The organism is [Clostridium] cellulosi (assembly GCF_036762875.1).
Classification (GTDB): domain Bacteria; phylum Bacillota; class Clostridia; order Oscillospirales; family Ethanoligenentaceae; genus Ruminiclostridium_D; species Ruminiclostridium_D cellulosi.
Genome location: NZ_JBAIZF010000021.1, coordinates 1 through 21,450, shown reverse-complemented (window position 1 = coordinate 21,450; position 21,450 = coordinate 1). Strand labels below are relative to the sequence as shown.

Annotated in this window: 20 protein-coding genes, 1 riboswitch and 1 other annotated feature; of the genes, 12 read left to right on the top strand and 8 right to left on the bottom strand. The window is 46.1% G+C overall.

The features are described 5' to 3' along the window. Nucleotides 1-5: 5 nt before the first annotated feature. The 3 genes from V6C21_RS06480 to V6C21_RS06470 all read left to right on the top strand — a co-directional run bounded on the left by V6C21_RS06480 (nt 6) and on the right by V6C21_RS06470 (nt 5,523). On the top strand, nt 6-1,820 hold the full coding sequence (locus V6C21_RS06480; protein WP_479268619.1) for a bifunctional homocysteine S-methyltransferase/methylenetetrahydrofolate reductase: 1,815 nt from the start codon (nt 6-8) through the stop codon (nt 1,818-1,820). Between the two features lie 301 nt (nt 1,821-2,121). Then, on the top strand, nt 2,122-2,709 hold the full coding sequence (locus V6C21_RS06475) for a TetR/AcrR family transcriptional regulator (RefSeq protein ID WP_479268618.1): 588 nt from the start codon (nt 2,122-2,124) through the stop codon (nt 2,707-2,709). A gap of 27 nt (nt 2,710-2,736) precedes the next feature. After that, nucleotides 2,737-5,523: a YhgE/Pip family protein gene (locus tag V6C21_RS06470; protein WP_479268617.1), complete on the top strand. Its 2,787-nt coding sequence runs from the start codon at nt 2,737-2,739 to the stop codon at nt 5,521-5,523. A 68-nt stretch (nt 5,524-5,591) separates the two neighbouring features. On the opposite strand, the gene V6C21_RS06465 is transcribed toward V6C21_RS06470, so the two are convergent. The 5 genes from V6C21_RS06465 to thiS are packed head-to-tail and all read right to left on the bottom strand — an operon-like array spanning nt 5,592 to nt 9,102. Next, entirely contained in the window at nt 5,592-6,236 is a 645-nt protein-coding gene (locus V6C21_RS06465) for a thiamine phosphate synthase (RefSeq protein ID WP_479268616.1), read from the bottom strand. Continuing rightward, nucleotides 6,217-7,470, bottom strand: a complete 1,254-nt coding sequence (gene thiH / locus V6C21_RS06460; protein ID WP_479268615.1) for a 2-iminoacetate synthase ThiH — start codon at nt 7,468-7,470, stop codon at nt 6,217-6,219. The genes V6C21_RS06465 and thiH overlap by 20 nt, the downstream gene beginning before the upstream one ends. A 13-nt stretch (nt 7,471-7,483) precedes the next feature. Then, on the bottom strand, nt 7,484-8,254 hold the full coding sequence (locus V6C21_RS06455) for a thiazole synthase (protein ID WP_034836879.1): 771 nt from the start codon (nt 8,252-8,254) through the stop codon (nt 7,484-7,486). Between the two features lie 16 nt (nt 8,255-8,270). Continuing rightward, nucleotides 8,271-8,906, bottom strand: a complete 636-nt coding sequence (gene thiF, locus V6C21_RS06450) for a thiamine biosynthesis protein ThiF (RefSeq protein ID WP_479268614.1) — start codon at nt 8,904-8,906, stop codon at nt 8,271-8,273. A 1-nt stretch (nt 8,907) separates the two neighbouring features. Then, nucleotides 8,908-9,102 (bottom strand): sulfur carrier protein ThiS, encoded by a 195-nt coding sequence (gene thiS / locus V6C21_RS06445; protein WP_034836873.1) that lies wholly within the window; start codon nt 9,100-9,102, stop codon nt 8,908-8,910. Between the two features lie 55 nt (nt 9,103-9,157). Beyond that, a riboswitch (TPP riboswitch) is annotated at nt 9,158-9,266 on the bottom strand. Nucleotides 9,267-9,519: 253 nt separating this feature from the next. Between thiS and V6C21_RS06440 the strand changes: the two genes are divergently transcribed. Continuing rightward, a complete protein-coding gene (locus V6C21_RS06440) occupies nt 9,520-9,921 on the top strand; it encodes a secondary thiamine-phosphate synthase enzyme YjbQ (RefSeq protein ID WP_034836870.1) in 402 nt (133 codons plus the stop codon). 81 nt (nt 9,922-10,002) lie between these two features. Here V6C21_RS06440 and V6C21_RS06435 read toward each other — a convergent pair whose 3' ends face one another. Then, a complete protein-coding gene (locus V6C21_RS06435; RefSeq protein ID WP_045085629.1) occupies nt 10,003-12,534 on the bottom strand; it encodes an AMP-binding protein in 2,532 nt (843 codons plus the stop codon). A gap of 64 nt (nt 12,535-12,598) precedes the next feature. Beyond that, nucleotides 12,599-12,853, bottom strand: a binding site (T-box leader). Nucleotides 12,854-13,170: 317 nt separating this feature from the next. Between V6C21_RS06435 and pdxA the strand changes: the two genes are divergently transcribed. The 8 genes from pdxA to V6C21_RS06395 all read left to right on the top strand — a co-directional run bounded on the left by pdxA (nt 13,171) and on the right by V6C21_RS06395 (nt 20,145). After that, nucleotides 13,171-14,187 carry a 4-hydroxythreonine-4-phosphate dehydrogenase PdxA gene (gene pdxA / locus V6C21_RS06430; RefSeq protein WP_479268623.1) on the top strand — a complete coding sequence of 339 codons (1,017 nt, stop codon included), beginning with the start codon at nt 13,171-13,173 and terminating at the stop codon, nt 14,185-14,187. A gap of 172 nt (nt 14,188-14,359) precedes the next feature. Next, complete coding sequence (gene lexA, locus V6C21_RS06425; RefSeq protein WP_034836861.1) at nt 14,360-14,989, top strand: transcriptional repressor LexA; 630 nt, start codon at nt 14,360-14,362, stop codon at nt 14,987-14,989. A gap of 43 nt (nt 14,990-15,032) precedes the next feature. Then, a complete protein-coding gene (locus V6C21_RS06420; RefSeq protein ID WP_034836858.1) occupies nt 15,033-15,353 on the top strand; it encodes a heavy metal-binding domain-containing protein in 321 nt (106 codons plus the stop codon). Between the two features lie 31 nt (nt 15,354-15,384). Beyond that, nucleotides 15,385-17,007 (top strand): ABC transporter ATP-binding protein, encoded by a 1,623-nt coding sequence (locus V6C21_RS06415; RefSeq protein WP_479268613.1) that lies wholly within the window; start codon nt 15,385-15,387, stop codon nt 17,005-17,007. Nucleotides 17,008-17,045: 38 nt separating this feature from the next. Beyond that, entirely contained in the window at nt 17,046-17,690 is a 645-nt protein-coding gene (locus V6C21_RS06410) for an ECF transporter S component (RefSeq protein WP_479268612.1), read from the top strand. 244 nt (nt 17,691-17,934) lie between these two features. Further along, entirely contained in the window at nt 17,935-18,402 is a 468-nt protein-coding gene (locus V6C21_RS06405) for a QueT transporter family protein (RefSeq protein WP_034836852.1), read from the top strand. A gap of 230 nt (nt 18,403-18,632) precedes the next feature. Continuing rightward, on the top strand, nt 18,633-19,292 hold the full coding sequence (locus V6C21_RS06400) for a metal ABC transporter ATP-binding protein (protein WP_034836848.1): 660 nt from the start codon (nt 18,633-18,635) through the stop codon (nt 19,290-19,292). Between the two features lie 22 nt (nt 19,293-19,314). Continuing rightward, on the top strand, nt 19,315-20,145 hold the full coding sequence (locus tag V6C21_RS06395; RefSeq protein ID WP_045085632.1) for a metal ABC transporter permease: 831 nt from the start codon (nt 19,315-19,317) through the stop codon (nt 20,143-20,145). 33 nt (nt 20,146-20,178) lie between these two features. Here the strand turns inward: V6C21_RS06395 and V6C21_RS06390 are convergent, their stop codons facing one another. Both V6C21_RS06390 and V6C21_RS06385 read right to left on the bottom strand, forming a co-directional pair. Continuing rightward, complete coding sequence (locus V6C21_RS06390) at nt 20,179-20,634, bottom strand: spore germination protein GerW family protein (RefSeq protein WP_034836845.1); 456 nt, start codon at nt 20,632-20,634, stop codon at nt 20,179-20,181. Continuing rightward, nucleotides 20,612-21,181, bottom strand: a complete 570-nt coding sequence (locus V6C21_RS06385) for a hypothetical protein (protein WP_479268611.1) — start codon at nt 21,179-21,181, stop codon at nt 20,612-20,614. Before V6C21_RS06385 ends, V6C21_RS06390 begins: the two co-directional genes overlap by 23 nt. Between the last annotated feature and the right edge of the window lie 269 nt (nt 21,182-21,450).

Genomic DNA, 21,450 nt, shown 5'->3' with positions numbered 1-21,450 from the left:
AAGCCTTGAAAAACATAAGAGAATATCTTCAAAACGAAATACTTATTGCAGACGGTGCAGCAGGAACCTATATATCATCGCTGACCGGCCGAATTTCTGGGCCGTGCGAAATGCTGAATATAACCAGCGCCGATACTGTTTTGCGTATGCACAAGCAGTATGTTAAAGCTGGTGCAAAGCTTATATTGACCAATACCTTCAGCGCGAGTGTAGCCGGTAATTCAATAGGCGGGGATTTCGACACTACATCTGCCATAATAAAGGAAGGCGTAAAAATCGCCTCAATGGCAGCGCAGGATAACGCTTATGTGGCGGCCGACATCGGGCCACTTCCCGAAACGATGTTTGATTCGGCGGTGATATCTGAAGAATATCGCCGCATTGTAGATACGTTTTTGGCTTCCGACGTCAATATCTTTGTTTTTGAGACATTTTCAAACTCCGTTTATCCGATAAAGTTTTCGAGGTACATAAAAAACAAGAATCCCGAAGCATTCATTATAATCAGCTTCGCTGTTATGCCTGACGGCTATTCCCGAGAAAACATCAGCGGACAGCGCCTTATCGACGAAGTTGCTGAGGCTCAGTGTGCTGACGCTGTTGGTTTTAACTGCTGCTGCGGGCCATCACATCTCTTGAATTATGCACAAACTGTAGATTTCAGAGGTATGGTGCCGGTCATAATGCCTAACGCAGGATATCCTCAGCGTGAATCGGGCGATTTGAAAATTCAGGAACCCGACGTTACATATTCCGGTTCCCCTTCTTATTTTGCTTCAAGGCTTTCCAGCGCCGCAAGCTGCGGATTCAAAATAATAGGCGGCTGCTGTGGAACAACACCGCGTCATATCGCTATGCTGTCGGACGCTGTGTCAAAAGCAAGCCGCGGCTGCGGAAATTCACTTAGCGTTCATGAGGTTCAAAAACCTATAAGGCGGACTTTGAATACTTTCTCTGATACGCTTCTGCATGAAAACAGAAAAACTGTTGTCGTTGAACTTGAACCACCGTTTAATGCCGACATTTCAAAGCTCGAAAACGCGGCCAAAGTGCTCAAAGATTTAAATGTCGACGCCATTACTGTGGCTGATTCGCCGATGGCGCGGGCAAGAGCGGACTCCCTCGCAACAGCCGCAAGGCTCAAGCGCACAATCGGTATTGAGGTCATCCCCCATCTCTGCTGCCGCGACAAAAACCTGAATGCGATAAAGTCTTCGCTCATTTCGGCATACATAGAGGGCATACGCAATATTCTCGCGGTGACGGGCGACCCTATTCCCGATACTGATAGAGCGCTCGTCAAGGGCGTTTTTAATCTGAACTCGGAATCACTCTGCCGATATATAAGAAGCCTTAATTCAGATATTTTCAGCGGTGACGAGATTTTTTACGGATGCGCTTTCAATGTCAACGCAAAAAATCCAAAAATGGAACTTAAAAGGCTGGAGAAAAAACTTGACGCAGGAGCTTCTTTTGTGCTGACCCAGCCCGTCTTTACTGATGACGCCGCCGAGGCACTCAAAGAAGCAAAAAATAAAGGCGTTAAGGTTATCGCCGGCCTTGTCACGCCCGTAAATTACAAAAACGCCGTATTCCTTGCCAACGAAATGCCCGGATTTAATATTCCGGAAAAGTTCCTAAAGCGGTTCTCGCCGGACATGACCCGCGAGCAGGGTGAAAACGAAGGTATTGCGATAACGATTGAGATTGCGAGAAAAATAGCTCATATCGCCGATGGATTTTATTTTGTTGTGCCGTTCAACCGTGTAAACGTAACCAAAAGGGTGATTGAAGCACTCAGGGCAGACGGTATAATTTAATATGATAAATATTTTTCCGGTGCTGAAAAGCACCGGATTTTTTTTAGTTATGCAGTTCAATGCTGCACAAAAGATTTTCACTAAGGATACAAATATTTAATATTTTAGCATAAAAATTTTTAAAAACAGCTTTATATCAAAGCCATATTAAGCAATTCAAAGAATTATAGTGATAATTCATCATAATTGGTTTTTTCGGTGAATACTCCATTATTTTCGAGGTTGAAGCGATATTCCAAGAGACTATAATTACAAATGACCGTTTTAGTCAATCGGTCATTTTGCGATAGGGGTGCCAAATATGGATTCAAAAGATATCAAACGTAAAAAAATTGCCGACGCGGCAAGAGAGCTTTTTGCTGATTTTGGGTACAAATCGGTCAGCATGGATCAGATTGCCCAAAAAGCCGGAGTAGCAAAAGGTACTCTCTACTTATACTACAAAGACAAAAACGACCTTTTATTCAAGCTTGCCGAGGAATTGTTGGATTCATTTAAATTTTTCATCCAAAGCGTTGAAGAAAAACACCTTCAGCTAATACAGGAACTACATGAAATAATCTACAACTTTTTAATGTACCGCCACAACCAAAAATTCCTCTATCGTATTGCAAGAGAGGCTGAAGAATTAAAGACTCCGTCCGCCTGCCGCGTAATTGAGGCAATAGATAAGGAAATCACCGGTTACATTGAGCAAAGGTTAAATACTGCAATGAAAGAAGGTTTGATAAAAAAGTGTGATACATCAATTCTCGCATTTGTCATTATCAAGGTTTATTCGGCACTCGCATTCGAATGGGAAGAGAAGCACCCACCGCTCAACGAGCGCCAGATTGCCGAATCTGTCAGCCTGTTCCTCAAGGACGGTTTGATCATCGAGCAGTGCTGAGCATCTTATTTAAAGCAAGGTGAAATTATGTCCAAAGCTAAAAAAACTATTAAATGCACCGCTCTTGTTATTGGTGTGATTATAATACCACTTTTCTATAGCTTCTTTTACCTTAAGGCCTTCTGGGATCCTTATAACACGCTTGACAAAGTGCCGGTCGCAGTTGTCAACAACGACAAAGGCGCTGAAATTGATGGTGAAAATCGCAATATAGGTAAAGAAATATCAGATGAACTTAAAAAAGACGGTTCACTTAAATTTGTCTTTACTGATGAAGCTGATGCCACTAATGGCGTCAATGACGAAAAATATTATGCTTCGATAATCCTCCCAAGCGATCTGTCGGAGAGAATAGCTTCTGCTTCGACGTCAAACAAACGCGAGGGTATTATACAATACGCAGTCAATGAAAAACACAACTACATTGCGTCGCAGATTCTCAAAATCGCAATAAACCGGATTGAAGAAAAAGCCCGCGGCAGCGTTGATGGAAAAGTTGTCTCCATCCTGGCAGATAAACTCAATGAGGTTCCGTCAAAGCTTAACGAATTAAGTGACGGTTTGACCCAATTAAGCGACGGTTCACAGCAGCTTTTGGACGGTACCGGCAAAGCCTATGACGGGCAGAAACAACTTAACAGCGGAATTGAGGATCTGAATTCCGGACTTATAAAGCTCTATAGCGGAAGCACGACATTGGCAAATGGCCAAAAGACGCTGAACAGCGGCGTTTTGAGCCTCCGCTCAGGTCTCGGAACAATGTATAATGGCAGCACAGCACTTGTTAATGGCCAAAAGTCACTGAACAGCGGCATATTAGATCTCCGCTCAGGTCTTGGAACACTGTATAACGGCAGCACGGCACTTACTACTGGCCTTAAGTCACTCGACAGTGGAATTAGTTCAGCTACAAGCGGAGTCGGACAGCTATCGGCAGCAGTTTCCGGGGGAAACGGCCTGTCTACTTTGACTTCTGGTGTTAAGCAGCTGAACGACGGCGCGCAAGCACTCCTTGACAATTTCAAATACACTGGCAGCACTGACCCGAGCAGCATGACTATCACCGATGCTGTCACGCAGGTTGATAATGGTGTTCAATCCCTTTATAACATGATGAAATACACTGGCACCACCGATGAAAGCAAAATGACCGTTACTGACGGCGCGGTAAACATTAACAATGGCATGCAGCAGCTCAAGAACGGTACATCTGAGTATACCAGCGCGGTTAACTCAACAATCTACACATTAATTAAAGATAATCCAAATTCAGCGACTGTACTTAGCAACTACGCTGCACAGCTTCAAGCCCTTATGTCTCAAAGCGATGAGTATAAGGCAGCGCATCAAAGCGAGATTCAAGGGCTTGCTAACCTTGTAAACCTCTATAATGCAGCCCTTAATTCCTCTGATGCAGCAACCTTCAGCCAGACTCTTATCTCTGCTGCCCAAGCCGACCCGACAAAAGCATCTATTGTATCCAAAGGCGCAGAGCTTAACAGCGGAGCAGCGATGCTCGCCACCAAGACAAATACTTTTGCCAACAGCCTCAACAACAGCACAGTTCAAGGTCAGCTGGCAGCCCTCTCAAGCGGTTCAACACTGCTTAGATCCCAGTTTTATGACGGCGGAGCTTTCAAAAGCGGCGTAACGTCGCTGGCAACTGGTACTCAACAGCTTTATAGCGGCGTCAGCAGCCTCGGAAAGCTCACTTCTGCTATTGACGCCTTTACAAACGGGTTAGCCCAGCTCAAAAATGGCTCAACACAGCTTGTAAACGGTGCAACTCAACTTCAGAACGGCCTTGCCTCGGCATACAGCGGATCAGCAGCTCTCAGTTCTGGCTCATCTCAGCTCCTAAACGGTGCGACTCAGCTTCAAAACGGCCTTGCCTCGGCATACAGCGGTTCAGCAACTCTCAGTTCTGGCTCATCTCAACTTCTAAACGGTGCAACTCAGCTTCAAAACGGCCTTGCTTCGGCAAGCAGCGGAGCTTCTAAGCTTGCCGATGGTTCTTCCCAGTTGGTTTCAGCGTCAAAAGAAATAAATTCAGGCGCTTCCCAGTTAAATGACGGGATAAATACCGCCAAGGACGGCGTCAATGATTCTATCAATGACGCTAACAGCCAGCTTGATACGACAAAGGGCCTCGACTCTTTTGCAAAAACTCCTGTAAGCGTCAAAACTACTGAACTTAATCCTATCCCGAATTACGGCTCTGCATTTGCCCCATACTTCATGTCACTGTCCCTGTGGGTCGGCGGACTGCTCATATTCTTTGGCATTTATCTTGACGCTGACTGCCGCATTAAGGTTCTCTCAAGATATTCAGACAAGAAATTACTGCGGGTTGGCGCCTTTATACTCATCGGTATCGCGCAGGCTCTTACCCTTGCCGTTATCGTACAATTTGCCCTTGGCCTTTCTATCAGCAACGTCGCAGCATTCTATTTCTCATGCATTCTCGTATCTGTCGTATTCATCTCAATTATTGAATTCCTGATTGTCCATCTGGGAGATATCGGAAAGTTCTTGTCGCTCGCATTTCTTGTACTGCAGCTTACTTCAAACGGCGGTACCTTCCCGATGGAAACTGTTCCGAAGTTCTTCAACGACATTTATCCGTATATGCCAATGACATATTCGGTTAAACTCTTTAAGGAATGCACCAGCAACTTCAACATGTCTAAAGCCTGGGGCGACATTGCAATCCTCCTCGCTATTTTCGCTGTGTTTACAGGCCTTACTATTCTGCTTTCACTGACAAAGAAAGCGAAAAACGCTATCAGCGAAAAACTGCAGGCTGAAAACTAATTTTTCCATGGTACTCCCTTCAAAAAATTTCCGCAGAATTATTCTGCGGAAATTTTTTTATTTAGGTATTATACCCTATCGAGGTTAAATTCTGACTGGAGATGATTTTGGCACTTTAATTTGAGAATATATGTTCGTGGATCCTTGGCCAACATAGCTGCGCTCATAACACAGGCACCGGCAGCGCCTGACGCCATTACCTCCGATAAATTTTGCTGGGTTATTCCGCCGATAGCATACACCGGAATGGAAACACTGTTACATACTCTTTTTAAAAATTCAAGCCCCCGCCCCGGCAAGCCTTTTTTACAATCCGTATCAAAAATATGGCCTGCTGTAATGTATGTGCACCCGAGTGCTTCAGCAGCTTGTGCTTCCTCTACAGAATGACAGGATGCGCCGAGAATTTTGAACGCACCTTTTTCCTCGTTTGGGAGCGTGCGAAGAATAGAAAGAGGCAAGTGCAAAGCATTAACATGCAATTCCTTTGCGACATTAACAAAACTATGGATAATACAGGGTGTTTCATATTTCTTGCATATAGAAAGCACAGATTTGGCTAAGTTTCTGTATTCTTCCCGGCTCAAATCTTTTTCACGCAGGATAATCGCCATAGGCCCCGCTTCTGCGATTTTTTCGATTTGGTACAGGAAATTAGTCCTACAGAGGCGGCGGTTGGTAACGCAGATAATATTAGACATAGAGATACTCATTCAGAACGGGCTGCAGTCCCTCTTTACAAATATCATGATATATCTCGTCAAGGCTGCGGCTGTCATTAATTTTAAACTGCTCGTCACCTGCAGCGTCGTTCTTACCCTTTCCGCTGTATTTGCTTTCGTGGTCACCGATTCCAGTGGAAACACCTGCAGAAATTTTTGTCGCTGCTATTTTTGCGATTCCGTTGCGGAACCGGGCACTTTCACGTGATGATACGGTGATACCGACAAACGGCAAGAAAATACGGTATGCACAAATAATCTGGCAAAGCTGCTTTTCGTGGACGTCCTTAGGGTTGATTTTATCATTGTTTATAATCGGACGAAGCCTCGGGCAAGAAAGGGACATTTCAGCATGAGGATATTTTCGTTGGAGGTAATAAACGTGCAAAGCACTTGCCAATGCATCCTTGCGAAAATCTGAAAGCCCCAGCAGGGCTGAAAATGCAACCCCTCTCATTCCACCCATAAGCGCGCGCTCCTGTGCATCAAAGCGATAGCGCCACACACGCTTGGGGCCAAGAAGATGGAGCGTTTCATATTTCTCTGTATCGTAGGTCTCCTGAAAAACTGTCACATAATCTGCACCACATTCATGGAGATAACGGTATTCATCCGTATTCACAGGATAAATTTCAATACCTACCATACGAAAATACTTTCTCGCCAATTTACAAGCTTCGCCGATGTATTCTACACCACTTTTTCCCCTGTCTTCCCCGGTAAGAATTAATATTTCTTCCATTCCGCTGTCGGAAATTACCTTCATCTCGCGCTCAATCTGTTCTAAACTCAGCTTCATGCGCTTTATATGGTTATAGCAATTAAATCCACAATAAACGCAATAGTTCTCGCAGTAGTTGGAAATATAAAGCGGCGTAAAGAGATACACCGTATTTCCGAAATGTTTGCTCGTTTCCCGCCTTGCTCTTTGCGCCATCTGCTCAAGGAATGGTTCTGCCGCTGGAGATAACAAGGCTTTGAAATCTTCGATCGAACAGGTTTCTTTCTCTAAAGCCGCCCTGACATCTTCGGCAGTATATTTGTAATAATCAAAGGAATTCACTTGTGCCTTTACATTTTCGCAAACATTTGAGTTTATTTTCTCCATCCACGGCAAATATTCCATATAATTTTTCCTGAAAGCCGGGTCGGTTTCTAAACGATGCTTTTTGGCTAAGGCTTCCGGCGACAAATACTCCGAATCCACATAGAACTGATTTTCCATTATCTCACGCCCCTTAATCGTGCAAGAATCCAGTCAGCGGATCGGACGCTGATGCTCCGCGGGTGAGCACACGACCTATGCCCGCGAGGTATGCTTTTCGCCCCGCTTCAATAGCCTGACGGAAAGCAGCAGCCATCATCGGCAAATTTCCTGCAGTTGCAAGCGCGGTATTCGCCATTATAGCAGCGACACCCATTTCCATTGCTTCACAAGCCTGCGAGGGCCTGCCGATACCGGCATCAACGATAATGGGAAGGTCAATTTCATCGATAAGGATTTGGATAAATTCTTTGGTTGTCAACCCTCTGTTTGAACCTATAGGGGCAGCAAGCGGCATAATAGAAGCAGCTCCTGCATTTACAAGATCTCGAGCGACATTCAAATCTGGGTACATATACGGCATTACAATAAATCCTTCTTTTGCAAGAATTTCAGTTGCCTTGACGGTCTCATAATTATCTGGCAGCAGATACTTAGAATCGCGCATAATCTCAATCTTTATGAAATCGCCGCACCCCAGTTCTCTTGCCAGCCTTGCAATACGGACAGCCTCTTCCGCTGTTCTTGCGCCGCTTGTATTCGGAAGCAGAGTGACACCTTGAGGGATATAGTTCAGTATATTTTCTTGTTCTTTTGTATTTGCTCGGCGGACTGCAAGAGTAATAATTTCAGCTCCCGCATACTTAACAGCGGCCTCTATTAGATTCATAGAGTATTTGCCAGAGCCCAGAATGAACCGGGAATTAAATTCATGCCCGCCAATGATTAATTTATCGTCCGTCATTCGTTCACCTCTTTCTTCATGCTTCAAATTCATTTGTTAAAATGCGCAACACCATGTGCGCCTGATGGGCTGCGCAAACCAAAACTCGAGAAGCCACAGGCCCGATGCCTTTGTTCACATCGCTGACTTCATCACCGCATATGTAAAAATGCCTCATCGCTTTGCGCGTTTTTATGGTGTTGGCGCTCCCTAAGCCGGCAAGCCCAGAGCCGGCAATCAAATATTTCTCCGGCATTTTTTTCAAAACAATATTGGTAAGCATTGCTTTACTTTCCGCATTGTCAAATGCTTCGCAGATTATATCAGCTTCTTTTAGCAACTCCTTGGCATTGTCTTCTGTTATCCGGACGCAGTGCGGTTCCAATTCAACGTAAGGTGAAATCTCTTTTAGATTTTCACAGAGGGCATCCGTCTTAAACATGCCGACTTGACTCAGTTTATACTGCTGACGATTGAGATTCGCAAGATCAACCCGGTCAAAGTCTATTAAAATCAATTTGCCGATACCTGCACGGGTTAGAGCAATAGCAATATTTGAACCAAGCCCACCAAGACCGCATATCGCTACCGTAGCGGATAAGAATTTTCTTTGAGTCTCAACACCATGCCTTTTTTCCAGAGCCGCTATCATTTCTTCTTTTGTCGGCAGCACATTAACCACCTCCCACAAAGCTCACAATATTAACCGTATCGCCATCTGCAAGTACGGTTGAAGCATATTGCCCCTTTGTGACAATCTCGCCATTGCGTTCCACAGCAATGTATTTGAGGTTATAATTTGCCTCTGTCAAATACTCTGCTATGGTTTTGCCAGAAACATCAAAATCCTTTCCGTTAATTTTAACCATTTTATCCCCCCCTAAAAATAAAAACGGGAAGTTCCCGATTTGGTAACTTCCCGTAAATATTGCGTATTTTAGTCATCCCTACGTTGGCATTACCCAAATCAGGTTATCGGTCGAAGGTTACACCTTCCTCTCAGCCTGTAACACAAGCTCCCGTCTAAAATATTAAATTTTATTTAATAATATATAAATAAAAATAATTTGTCAACTCTTTCCCCTGCGCCCTTTTTACGTATATCCGCGGGACCGATAAGCAGATATCTAACAGATCGCCACGAAGAAAAAGCTGTGCATACAGCTCGCCAAAAACATCTCAGAATAAAAGTTTTCTAATTAATGCTTCCATACTCCACTGATTCGGCCTATAATATAGATTAACAGCGCAGTATGTCTTTTTATTTTCAAGGAGGACTGTCTTTTATGGCGAATTTAAAGGAATTCACACTTAGAACCGGAAAAAACGGGTTTTATAATATCACGCGCGAGATTGCCGACTTTGTTAGAGAATCACATATAGACGAGGGCATTGCAATCGTGTTCTGCCCGCACACGACAGCCGGCATTACCATAAATGAAAACGCCGACCCCGATGTCACCGCGGACATGACCTATACGCTGAACAGGTCGTTCCCGAAGCTTCCAGAGTACCAGCATATGGAGGGCAACTCGGACGCGCATATAAAATCCACGCTGACAGGCGCTCAAACCACTGTGATAATCACCGGCGGAAGATTGCTGCTTGGCACATGGCAGGCCATCTATTTCTGCGAATACGATGGCCCCCGCACCCGCCATTTCTATGTTAAGCTTATAGAAGGGTAATTTATTTGCCCGCACGTAGCAAAAGGCATTACTCATATCAAGCAAAACGGGATGCAGTGTTTAACTGCACCCCGTTTTATTTTACGCTGTTTCTATACTGTCATCCTCTTGAAGCCCCAGTTTTTCAATCGCCATTTCGCGCATCTTATATTTAAGTACCTTTCCGGCGGCATTCATCGGGAATTCCTTTACAAACTCTATGTAGCGAGGAGTCTTATGCTTTGCAATATGGGATCTAATATATTCCCTGAGTTCATCTTCAGTGAGGGTTGAGCCTTCTTTAAGAATCACGCAGGCCATGATTTCCTCGCCGTACTGCTTATCCGGCACGCCTATTACCTGGACGTCCTTGACAGCCGGGTGGGTATAAATGAATTCCTCGATTTCCTTCGGATAGATATTCTCGCCGCCGCGGATTATCATATCCTTTATGCGTCCCGTTATCTTAAAGTTGCCGTTGGAATCGCGGCGGGCAAGGTCACCAGTATGCAGCCAGCCGTCTTTGTCAATAACCGCGGCGGTCGCTTCCGGCATCTTGTAGTAGCCCTTCATAACATTGTAACCGCGGGCGACAAACTCGCCGTCTACATTGTCCGGCAGGTCTTTTCCGGTAACAGGGTCCACAATCTTGCATTCGATACCCGGAAGTTCTCGTCCGACTGTATTCACCCTTACCTCGAGCGGGTCATCTACGCGGCTTTGGGTGCAGCCGGGTGAGGCTTCGGTCTGGCCGTACACAATCGTAATTTGAGGCATGTGCATTTTTTCGACGACATCTTTCATAACCTTTATAGGGCATGGGCTTCCCGCCATGATACCTGTTCTCATGTGCGAAAAATCCGTCTTTGGGAAATCTTCATGCTCAAGCATTGCTATAAACATCGTTGGAACGCCGTTGAAGCAGGTGATCTTTTCCTTGTTTATGCAGTCGAGAGCTACACGCGGGGAAAAATATGGTATCGGGCAGAGGGTTGCGCCGTGCGTCATTGAAGCTATCATAGAGAGCACCATGCCGAAGCAGTGGAACATTGGAACCTGTATCATCATCTTGTCTGCTGTTGAAAGATCCATACAGTCGCCGATGCATTTACCGTTGTTGACGACGTTGTAATGGGTCAGCATAACGCCTTTCGGAAAACCTGTGGTACCGGAAGTGTACTGCATATTGCAGACGTCGTGCCTATTTATCGCGTTTTCCCTGCGCCAGACTTCCTCGAGCGGGACGGTGTCGGCGAGGGCCATCGCCTCGTCCCAAGACAGGCAGCCGGGCTGTTTCGATTCGGCGTTTATGATATTGCGCAGGAACGGCAGGCGTTTTGTATGCAGCGGCTTGCCGGGTTCAGAATATTTGAGTTCTGGGCAAAGCTCATTCATTATGGAAACATAGTCAGAATCCTTGTAACCGTTAATCATAACCAGCGTATGGGTATCCGACTGGCGCAGCAGGTATTCAACCTCGTGTATCTTATAGGCGGTGTTGACGGTTACAAGTACCGCGCCTATTTTCGTCGTTGCCCAGAATGTAATAAACCACGCGGGGACATTAGTGGCCCAGATGGCGACGTGGTCGCCCTGTTTTACGCCGAGAGCGATCAATGCCCTTGCAAAGGTATCGACATCGTCGCGGAACTCCTTATATGTCCTTGTATAATCGAGAGTTGTGTAACGGAAGGCGTACTGATCCGGGAACTCGTCAACTACGCGGTCCAAAACCTGCGGCAATGTCAGGTCGATGAGCGTATTCTTTTCCCAAATATACTTGCCTGTCTTTGTAGCGTTATCAAAGAGGCGGCTCTTTGATTCATGCTTGTGAGTATATTGTTCCATAAAGTTTGCAAATTTCGGGAAAACTATACCGGCGTCGGTGAGATCCCTCGCCCAGCGCTTTACCCACTCAAGGGAAACATATCCGTCATAGTTAATTGAACGCAGCGCGAGCATTATATCATCAATCGGCAGGTCTCCTTCACCGACCATGCGGTATATTATCTTGCCGTCCTGAACCACTGAATCCTTTATATGGATGTATTTTATGTATGCGCCGAGGTTCTGAACGGTTTGTCCCGGCGTCTCACCGCCAAATCGGCAGGTATGGTGGACGTCCCAGAGAGCCGCGACAGCGTCACTTTTCGCATTGGTCAGGAGCTTTGCCAAACGCGCGGTATCGGAATATACACCGTTTGATTCGACAAGCAGTGTTACCCCTTTCTTTTCCGCTTCAGGTATAATCTTTTTCAGCGTATCAAGTACAACGCCGTCATCAACTTCGCCCTCCGGCCGAGGTTTAAGGTCGGCCAGTACCCTTACGTACGGTGTGCCGAGTTTCGCAGCAAGCTCAATATATTCTTTGATTTCCCTGCAGTTTTCTTCAGCCTTGTCGGCATATTTTAAGCAGCACCCGGAGGATAGGCATGGGATTTCTAATTTGAGCTCCGCAAGCTTTTTTATTGTCGCATCTAAATTCTCATCAAGGAACGGTTTGGCATGGACAGCGAAAATATCTTTGCCAAGCCCGCGGATTTCTATTCCGTCAAATCCAAAATCCTTTGCCATTGAATAGATATCAGACCATGCAAAATCAGGACAACCTAATGTCGAGAATGCAATCTTCATCTAATGATCCTCCTTAGCACAAAATAAATAGTAAACAAAAAAGCTTTCGTCTCATTGTTTTAAAACAAGAGACGAAAGCTTAACACTTCCGCGGTACCACTCTAATTGGTTATAACTAACCCACCTTAGCAGCATCAAAATTAATGCCCTCTCATGGTAACGGCGAGAAACCCGGCAATACCTAATCACGGCAACTACCGCTTTCAGCATAACAGCTCAAGGGCGAGTTAACAACCGCATCAACGCGCTGTCTTTCAGCGGACAACAGCTCTCTGTAGCGTGATTTACGCAGTGTTTTTCTCCCTATCATAGCCTTTAAAAATATAAATTGTGTTTCCATTATATCAACGCTTTTTTCGCCTGTCAAGATTTAATTTTAAAAACTTCAGCAAAAATTTTGAGTACCTGTAATACCGTTTCATTCGTTTGATTCGCTTTTGTCATTATAGGCTGAATAAATTATAATAATAAAAGGCAGGACATGCTGCCGAGCAGTAAAAGCCAGCTCTGTGACGGCAGTATGAACGCACGGCGCGGATTGAATTAATTTTAATGCTAACGCGACGGGCGCATTTGCAAAACAACTATGCGTTTTTATATACTATGCAAAGACTGAATAAAAAGGAACGTGTAAATATGAATAAACCCATTATCGCAATCCCTATCGGCGACCCAGCGGGTATCGGCCCTGAAATTGTGGCCAAGGCGCTTGCTGATACACAGGTGACTAATGAAGCCTTGTGCATTGCGATAGGCGACAGAAAAGTTATGGAGCAAGCTATAAAGATTGCCAAAAAGCCGCTCCAAATACGCCTGATTGAGAAACCCGCTGAAGCGGCAGACAAACCGGGGGTTTTAAACCTCATCGACCTTGACAACATTGACCCGTCGAGCTTTGAGATGGGCGCTGTTTCCGGCCTTTGCGGGCGCGCTTCGTTTGAATATATAGAAAAAAGCATTGAGCTTGCCAAAAGCGGATTAGTCGACGCCGTCGCGACGACGCCGATAAACAAGGAATCGCTGCGCGCGGGCAATGTCGATTTTATAGGCCACACCGAGATATTCGGCAAGCTGACGGGTACCCCAGACCCGCTGACCATGTCCGAGGTGCGCAATTTGCGCATATTCTTCTTAACCAGGCATGTTTCGCTGTCACAGGCGTGCAAAATGGTTAAGAAGGACAGAATCGTCGATTATGTCGTGCGGTGTACAAAAGAGCTGGAGCGGTTGGGGGTGACAGAAGGGACAATGGCGATTGCCGGGCTCAACCCTCATTCCGGGGAGCACGGGCTGTTCGGCAGCGAAGAGGTTGAGGAAGTCTTCCCGGCCGTCGAGCAGCTCAAGAAGATGGGCTATAATGTCGAGGGGCCAATAGGCGCTGACTCCGTTTTTCACCTTGCCCTGCTCGGAAAATACAATTCGGTTTTGTCGCTCTATCACGACCAAGGGCATATCGCCGCCAAAACCCTCGACTTTGAGAAGACTATTGCCGTTACAAACGGCCTGCCCTTCCTTCGCACGTCTGTCGACCACGGTACTGCATTCGACATCGCCGGAAAAGGCATTGCGAGCGCTGTCAGCATGATCGAGGCTATCCATGTGGCCGCAAAATACGCGCCGAATTTCAAGCGCAGTTTTAGCCTGCCCTATTAATATCATTATGCCTTGAAAGTTCGTCGAAATTTATATTTTCAGCGAATATGGTGCGAATGGTGTTATATTATTTAAAGAAAATTTATTGCCACATTTGTCGTTATGTGTTATACTCGCATTAACAGAAACACCATTCCCTGTATATTAATATACCGGCTTAGCGGAGGTATAAATGACACGGCCAAATAAAAAGGAACTTATTTATAAATTTATCTGCGAGGAATACAAGAAAAACGGCTTTTCACCGTCAATCGGGGAAATAGCGGCTCATCTTGGCCTGAGCGCAAAATCCAATATACACCGGCAATTGCAGCGGCTTGTCAAGGACGGCAAGCTGCAAAACCTCGGCGGGCGGTATGTGCCGACCGACCTGCATGAGGAGGAAGCGGCCGGCGCGAATGTCGTACTTGTTCCCCTGCTCGGCCGAGTCGCAGCCGGTATGCCGATAACCGCCGTCGAAAACCTTGACGGATATATCGCATATATTCCCCGGTCCGGCAGCGGAAAAGAGTTTTTCGCCCTGACCATAAAAGGCGATTCGATGATTAACGCAAATATATTTGACGGCGACATAGTAATCGTTGAAAAAACTTCGGTTGTAGAAAACGGTGAAATAGCAGTCGTTCTTGTGGGAGACGAGGCTACAGTAAAAACCTTTTACCGCGAAAATGGCCATTTTCGCCTTCAGCCGGAAAATCCCGAATATGAGCCTATTATCGTCGACAACGCCGAGATACTCGGTAGGGTCGTCGCAAGCCTGCGCTATTTCAACAACCGTAGAATAATAAAACCTCTGCTCTGATATTATATTAAGTATATATCAAGTAATCTAAGGAGCTGTATTTATGATTGTAACAACAACAAACAGCATTGAAGGCAAACACATCAGGGAATATAGGGGATTGGTTTTCGGCGAGGTCGTGGCCGGAGTCAATTTTGTGAGAGACTTTGCCGCAGGGCTTACCAACTTTTTCGGCGGGCGTTCCGGCTCATATGAAGAGGAGCTTATTGAAGCGAGAAGCAGTGCCATACGCGAGATGACCGAACGCGCGATGTCGCTCGGCGCCAATGCTGTCGTCGGCGTTAAAGTCGATTACGAAGTTTTGGGACAAGGCGGCAGTATGCTGATGGTCAATGCCTCCGGCACAGCAGTTTTGACCGATTGATTTTATATTTCTTTAGGGGTTGAGTTTTCTCTTGTCATTATTAGAAGTCAAAGACCTTTCTTTTAAATATGCGCTCAGCAATAAAAAATCCCTTTGTGATATTAACCTTAAAGTTGAGCAAGGGGATTTTTTGTGTTTATTCGGCCCTTCCGGCAGCGGGAAAACCACCCTGCTCCGGCACTTAAAGCGCGAGCTTATGCCTGAGGGCGAAAGGAGCGGCCGGATTCTCTTTCAAGGCAAGGATATAACCGAGCCGGAATCCTGCCACAATGCCTGCGATATAGGCTATGTCATGCAAAATCCCGACAGCCAGATAGTGACGGATGTTGTCTGGCATGAATTGGCGTTCGGGCTTGAAAACCTCAAAACGGACACCCCGACCATCCGCCGCCGGGTTGCGGAAATGGCGAGCTTTTTCGGCATCGGCTCATGGTTTCACAAAAAGACGAGCGAGTTGTCCGGCGGGCAGAAGCAGCTATTAAACCTCGCATCTATTATTATCATGCAGCCAAAGCTCTTGCTGCTCGATGAGCCGACCTCCCAGCTCGACCCGGTGGCTGCCCGGGATTTTATCGGCATGATTTCGCGTCTTAACCGCGAGCTCGGTATAACTATAATAATCACCGAACACCGGCTTGAGGACGTGCTACCGCTTGCGAACCGGGCGGTGATGATGGACTGCGGGCGTATCAAGTACGAGGCCGAGCCGCGGGTTTTGGCAAAAACGCTTCTTGACAGCGATGACAGCTATGCCGCTGAGAGCCTGCCGGCCGCCGCGAGGATTTTCGGTCGCCATAGTTTTGACTGCGGCTGCCCGCTCACTGTCAAGGAAGGGCGGCAGTGTCTTTTTTCCATACAGGATTCGATTAATTCGCAGATACACTTTGAAGATATACATAAGTCGGACTGCAAAGGCGATACCCCCGCCGTCCAGTGCCGCAACCTATACTTCAGATACCAAAAAGATTCGCCAGACATTTTTAAATCGCTTTCATTTGAGGCGGATTACGGTGAATTCATCTGCCTTATGGGCGAAAACGGAAGCGGAAAATCGACACTTCTCAACCTTATCGCGGGGATTTTTACTCCCCAGCACGGCAAAATTTTAATCGGCGGGCGGGATATTAAAAAATACCCGGCAAAGGAACTGTATTACAATAATATCGCCATGCTGCCACAGAACCCGAAGTCCATATTCCTTCACGACACGCTGCGGGAAGAGCTTTCCGATTTATCTCTTGCTGAGAAATTAGGGCTTACCCCGCTTCTTGATAGGCACCCGTATGACTTAAGCGGCGGCGAACAGCAAAGGGCGGCTTTTGCGCGAGTCCTTGAACAGTCGCCGCGGATACTGCTGCTCGACGAGCCGACGAAGGGACTGGACGCTCAGGCAAAACGCGGTCTTGCCGGCATTATCGCAGACCTGTGTAAAAATGGGACATGCGTTATCGCGAGCACGCACGACATAGAATTTGCAGCGGAATACGCTCACCGCTGCCTGCTTTTGTTTGACGGCATAATCGCAAGCGAAGGCAGTACCCATGAGTTTTTCAGCGGCAACAGCTTCTATACCACCGCCGCGAACCGTATTGCGCGGGACATCTGTCCCGATGCAATCACCTGTGAGGATGTGATAAAGCTTTGCGGTTTCTGAAAAAGTCGGTTATAATAACCGCCGCTGTATATGCCGTTTTGTTCGGGCTGCTTGTATTCACCGCGCTGTATTCCAGCGGAAATTATGCCCTGACAAGCGTTGTTTTCATAATCCTCATGCTGATACCTTTTTTCGTATCCTTTGAAAAAAGGCGCCCGCAGGCCCGGGAACTTGTCCCCATAGCCGTCTTGTCGGCGACGGCTGCCCTCGGCAGGGTCATTTTTGCCGCGTTTCCTAACGTAAAGCCCACTTCCGCTATCGTAATTATCACCGGCGCTGCTTTCGGGCCTCAAGCCGGATTTGTCACCGGGGCGACGGCGGCGCTCGCTTCAAATATATTTTTCGGCCAGGGGCCGTTTACCCCATGGCAGATGTTCGCGTGGGGTATCATGGGCGCTTTTGCGGGGATTTTTAAAAAATCGTTTAAGAATACAGCCCTTATCTGCGTCTACGGCTTTTTCAGCGCGTTTATCTACGGTTGGATAATGGATTTATGGCAGGTTCTCGGATTTGTCAATCCGATTAATTTGAAATCGTTTTTCCTGACCTTTGCCGCAAGCTTCTATTTTGACCTGACTCACGCGGTTTCTACAGTCGTTTTCCTGTTCTTGCTGGCAAAACCCTGGCTCAAAATCTTAAACAGGGTAAAAACAAAGTACGGGCTGATGAAAACGGGCGGTTAAATGACACCGCTTGACATTTTTTGTGCTTTGTGATAATCTTCTCAAAGGTACATAAACTAAAATTGAATAGGACAGTTCGAAACCATCCTGTCCTTAAACAAAACTACGGGATTTGACTGTCGTAAATCGAATCCGGTTTACGGCAGTTTTGGATGGTGCTTGAATTTTCAAGCACCATTTTTATTGCGCTGAGTTTATCGTACAGCGGTGGTTCTGATTCTGTCCTAAAAAAGGAGTAAGAGCCTTGAAAAAAGTAAGATTTATAACCACCGCTGCCGTAATCGCAGCGCTTTACGCGGCTTTGACCTATGCCTTTGCATTTATGAGCTATGGCGCTGTGCAGTTCCGTATCGCCGAGATTCTGACGGTGCTGCCGTACTTTACGCCTGCCGCAATTCCCGGCCTTGTCGTCGGATGCCTGCTCTCAAATATCGGAAGCCCCCTCGGGCCTATCGACATCCTCGTCGGTACATCGGCAACGCTTATCGCCTCACTGCTGTCGCGGATTATGCCCAAATACTTGGTGCCGTTTCCGCCGATTATCTGCAACGCGGTTATTGTAGGCTTGGAGCTGTACTTTTTAACCAATGCGCCCCTTGTTCCCACTATGCTTTATGTGGCTTTGGGCGAGGCCGTTGTATGTCTTATCGGTGGTTACCCGTTCATGTATGTGGTCGACCGCTTTAAAGACAAGCTTTTCCCGCAAAAATAAACCTGGTTATAATAAACACTCAAGTTGCCGCAAAAGTTTATCTTCTGCGGCAATTTTTTATTCCCAGTTGCAAATGATTCCTATTTGCGTGTATAATAACTATATTAACAATTATTCCAAAATTTTAAGGGCTTTTAAGTGATATCACCTTTTTGACTTGATGTTTTATCTGATTATAAAAGGCTCATTTGCCAAATCATTAAATATACAAATGTTTTCGGGAGTATTGCATGATTAAGATAAATAACCTCAGTTATTCGTATAACGGAGCGCCGCCTTTTCTTCTGAACGGGCTTTCATTAGAGATAAAACGCGGCGAATATGTTTCGATTCTCGGCGATAACGGCAGCGGGAAAAGTACGCTTGTAAAGCTCATCCTCGGGCTTTTGAAGCCGGTGGGCGGCAGCATTGAGAACAATGCCAAAAGAACCGGGTATGTAGCCCAGAAATCCGACTGGTTCAATCCGCAGTTTCCTATTACCGTCCGGGAAGTAATGAACTGCGCCCGGGCGGTGTTGAAAGTCAAGGACAAAAACGCAACGCACAAAATCCTTTGCCGCGTACAGATGGAAGATTACGAGAACGCGCTGATCGGGACGCTGTCGGGCGGGCAGCTTCAAAAGATACTGATAGCCCGCGCCCTCTTAGGCGACCCTGACCTGCTGGTGCTCGACGAGCCTTCAACCGGCATAGATCTAAAAAGCCAGCGCGAAATCTACGCCCTGATAAAGAAGCTCAACCGCGAGGACGGCATAACCGTTGTTTCAGTCGAACACAACCTTGAAGCCGCTGTCAAAAACTCGACGATTATATACCATATCTCAAATGGTCACGCCCATGTTTGTTCGCCTGAAACCTACGCCGAAGAGTTCTTAAACGGCGAAAAATAAATAGATTTTTCGGAGGAATCCAATGCTTAGATACGCTTTTATGCAAAACGCATTTGTCGTTTCGCTGTTTATATCTATACTGTGCCCCTGCATAGGCATTTTCCTTGTGCTGCGGCGCAATTCAATGATCGGCGACACACTCGCCCACTCTTCTCTTGCGGGCATTGCGGGCGGGCTGCTGTTCAACACCAGCCCTATCCTCGGCGCTTTTGTCTTTACCTCCTTCTGCGGCGCCTTGATCGAATTTCTGCGCGCTTATTTTAAAAAATACACCGACCTTATCCTGACAATCGTGCTTTCGCTCAGCGTCGGTACAGCGATTACGATAATGAGCTCCGGCTCCGTTCACACCGATATAAACGCCTTTATGTTCGGCAGCATACTCACCGTGTCCAAAAGCGACCTTGTTACCGTTATTATCTTAAGTGCTATCTTCGTTCTGACGCTTATACTGCTCTATAACCAGCTTATTTATATCGCTTTTGACGAGGACGGAGCGAAAATCGCCGGGGTTAAAGTAAAAATCATAAACTATATCTTTTCAATCCTCGTTGCCGCGGCTATTTCAGTTTCAATAAGAATTGTCGGTGTCCTTGTTCTGTCGTCAATGACAGCGCTCCCTGTCGCCGCCGCGCTTCAGCTTAAAAAGGGCTTTAAGACTACGCTTTTGGCTTCTATTATAATCAGCGTCATTGATATAATGGCCGGGCTTGTCATCTCATATTATCAAGGGTGTGCCCCCGGCGGCATGACGGCGCTTATCTCGGTCTTTATGTTGTGTGTAGTTATAATTATACAAAGGCTGCGCCTTGTATTTGCAAGGCACAAGCATATGAAAGAAATTAGGCAATAATTAATGCCGCCGATTTTAAACCGGCGGCATTTTTTACATTGATGAACTTGAATATGAGGTTGCCTGACCGGATTGACTGGACTGACCTGACTGACCAGATTGTCCGGACTGACCTTGCTGGCCCTGCTTGCTTGCGCTCATGCCTGAAACTATCTGCGGGATCTTGTCGATAAGCTGGCTTGCACCCGCTGCGCTCATCGGCATCATAGAGACATCCTGATTGTCGATTACGATAACGGCCTCTGTGTTGAGCTTTGCACCAAGCCCAAGGGCACCGGAACCAGTTCCGGCCGGAGAAGAGGTGCTGCTCGTCTGCTGGCCTTTCATGCTCATATTGCCGCCGCCGTAACCGACTGTAACAGAAACTACAGGAAGGAATGTCTTATCGCCCTGTGTTACAGGTTTACCGATAACGCCCTCTTTTTGGGTGAAAGATTCAAGACTGCGAAACAAAGTGTCGACGCTTTCAGCCATACTCAACTGTTCCATATTCATCGCTCCTCATGGATTTTTTGATTGCAGCGTATTTGTTTGCAGCGTATGCTCTCAGAAGATTAACCAAGGATTTGCCAATGTTAAGCTGTGTCCCCGCATTGACAATAAGATAGTTGCTGAAAGGGAATAACTCCGGTGACTGATTGATATCAATGTCGAAATAGGAGCCTATAAGGCCCACTATCCCGCTGGCAATGCCCAAAGCGAAAGGATTATTAAGTCCGTAATGAGCGTCGACATAAGAATTGCTCAGTACGAGCGCGTGATAATAATCTGAAACCGAAAGATTCTTTCGCCTGCCTTGCCCTTTGCGGGGTTTGATTGCTTTTTTATACATCTGTTTGTCAAAAAGCTTTATTGAAAGCACCGGCTTGTAATCTTCCACTTCCAATTTTGCTTTGAATACCGGCGACAGCCAGTGGATAAATACATCATAGACGTTGTTGTCGGTATTGATCTTTGCTTTGATATCTGCCGGGACATAAAACATCAGAAGGACAAATAATGCAAGAACAATTAGGATAAAAAATAGAAAATACATAGGAGTTACCTCCCGCTGTATATTATCCCCCGCAATAATCTTTTTAAATATGACAATAATATCTTAAAAATCTTAAAAAAACGGCGTTATTAGTATTTCTCTTTTAAATTCGCATTAATAAATTAAATTTCACCGCATAATTAAATCAGCAAAATGAAACAACTGTGAGGAGGCGCATGTTTTCTTAAAGCGGCTGCCAAATTAAAATAATTAAAGTGGAGCAAATTTACTATAAAAAAACCGAAAGCTGATAATAGAAAAGCCGCGGC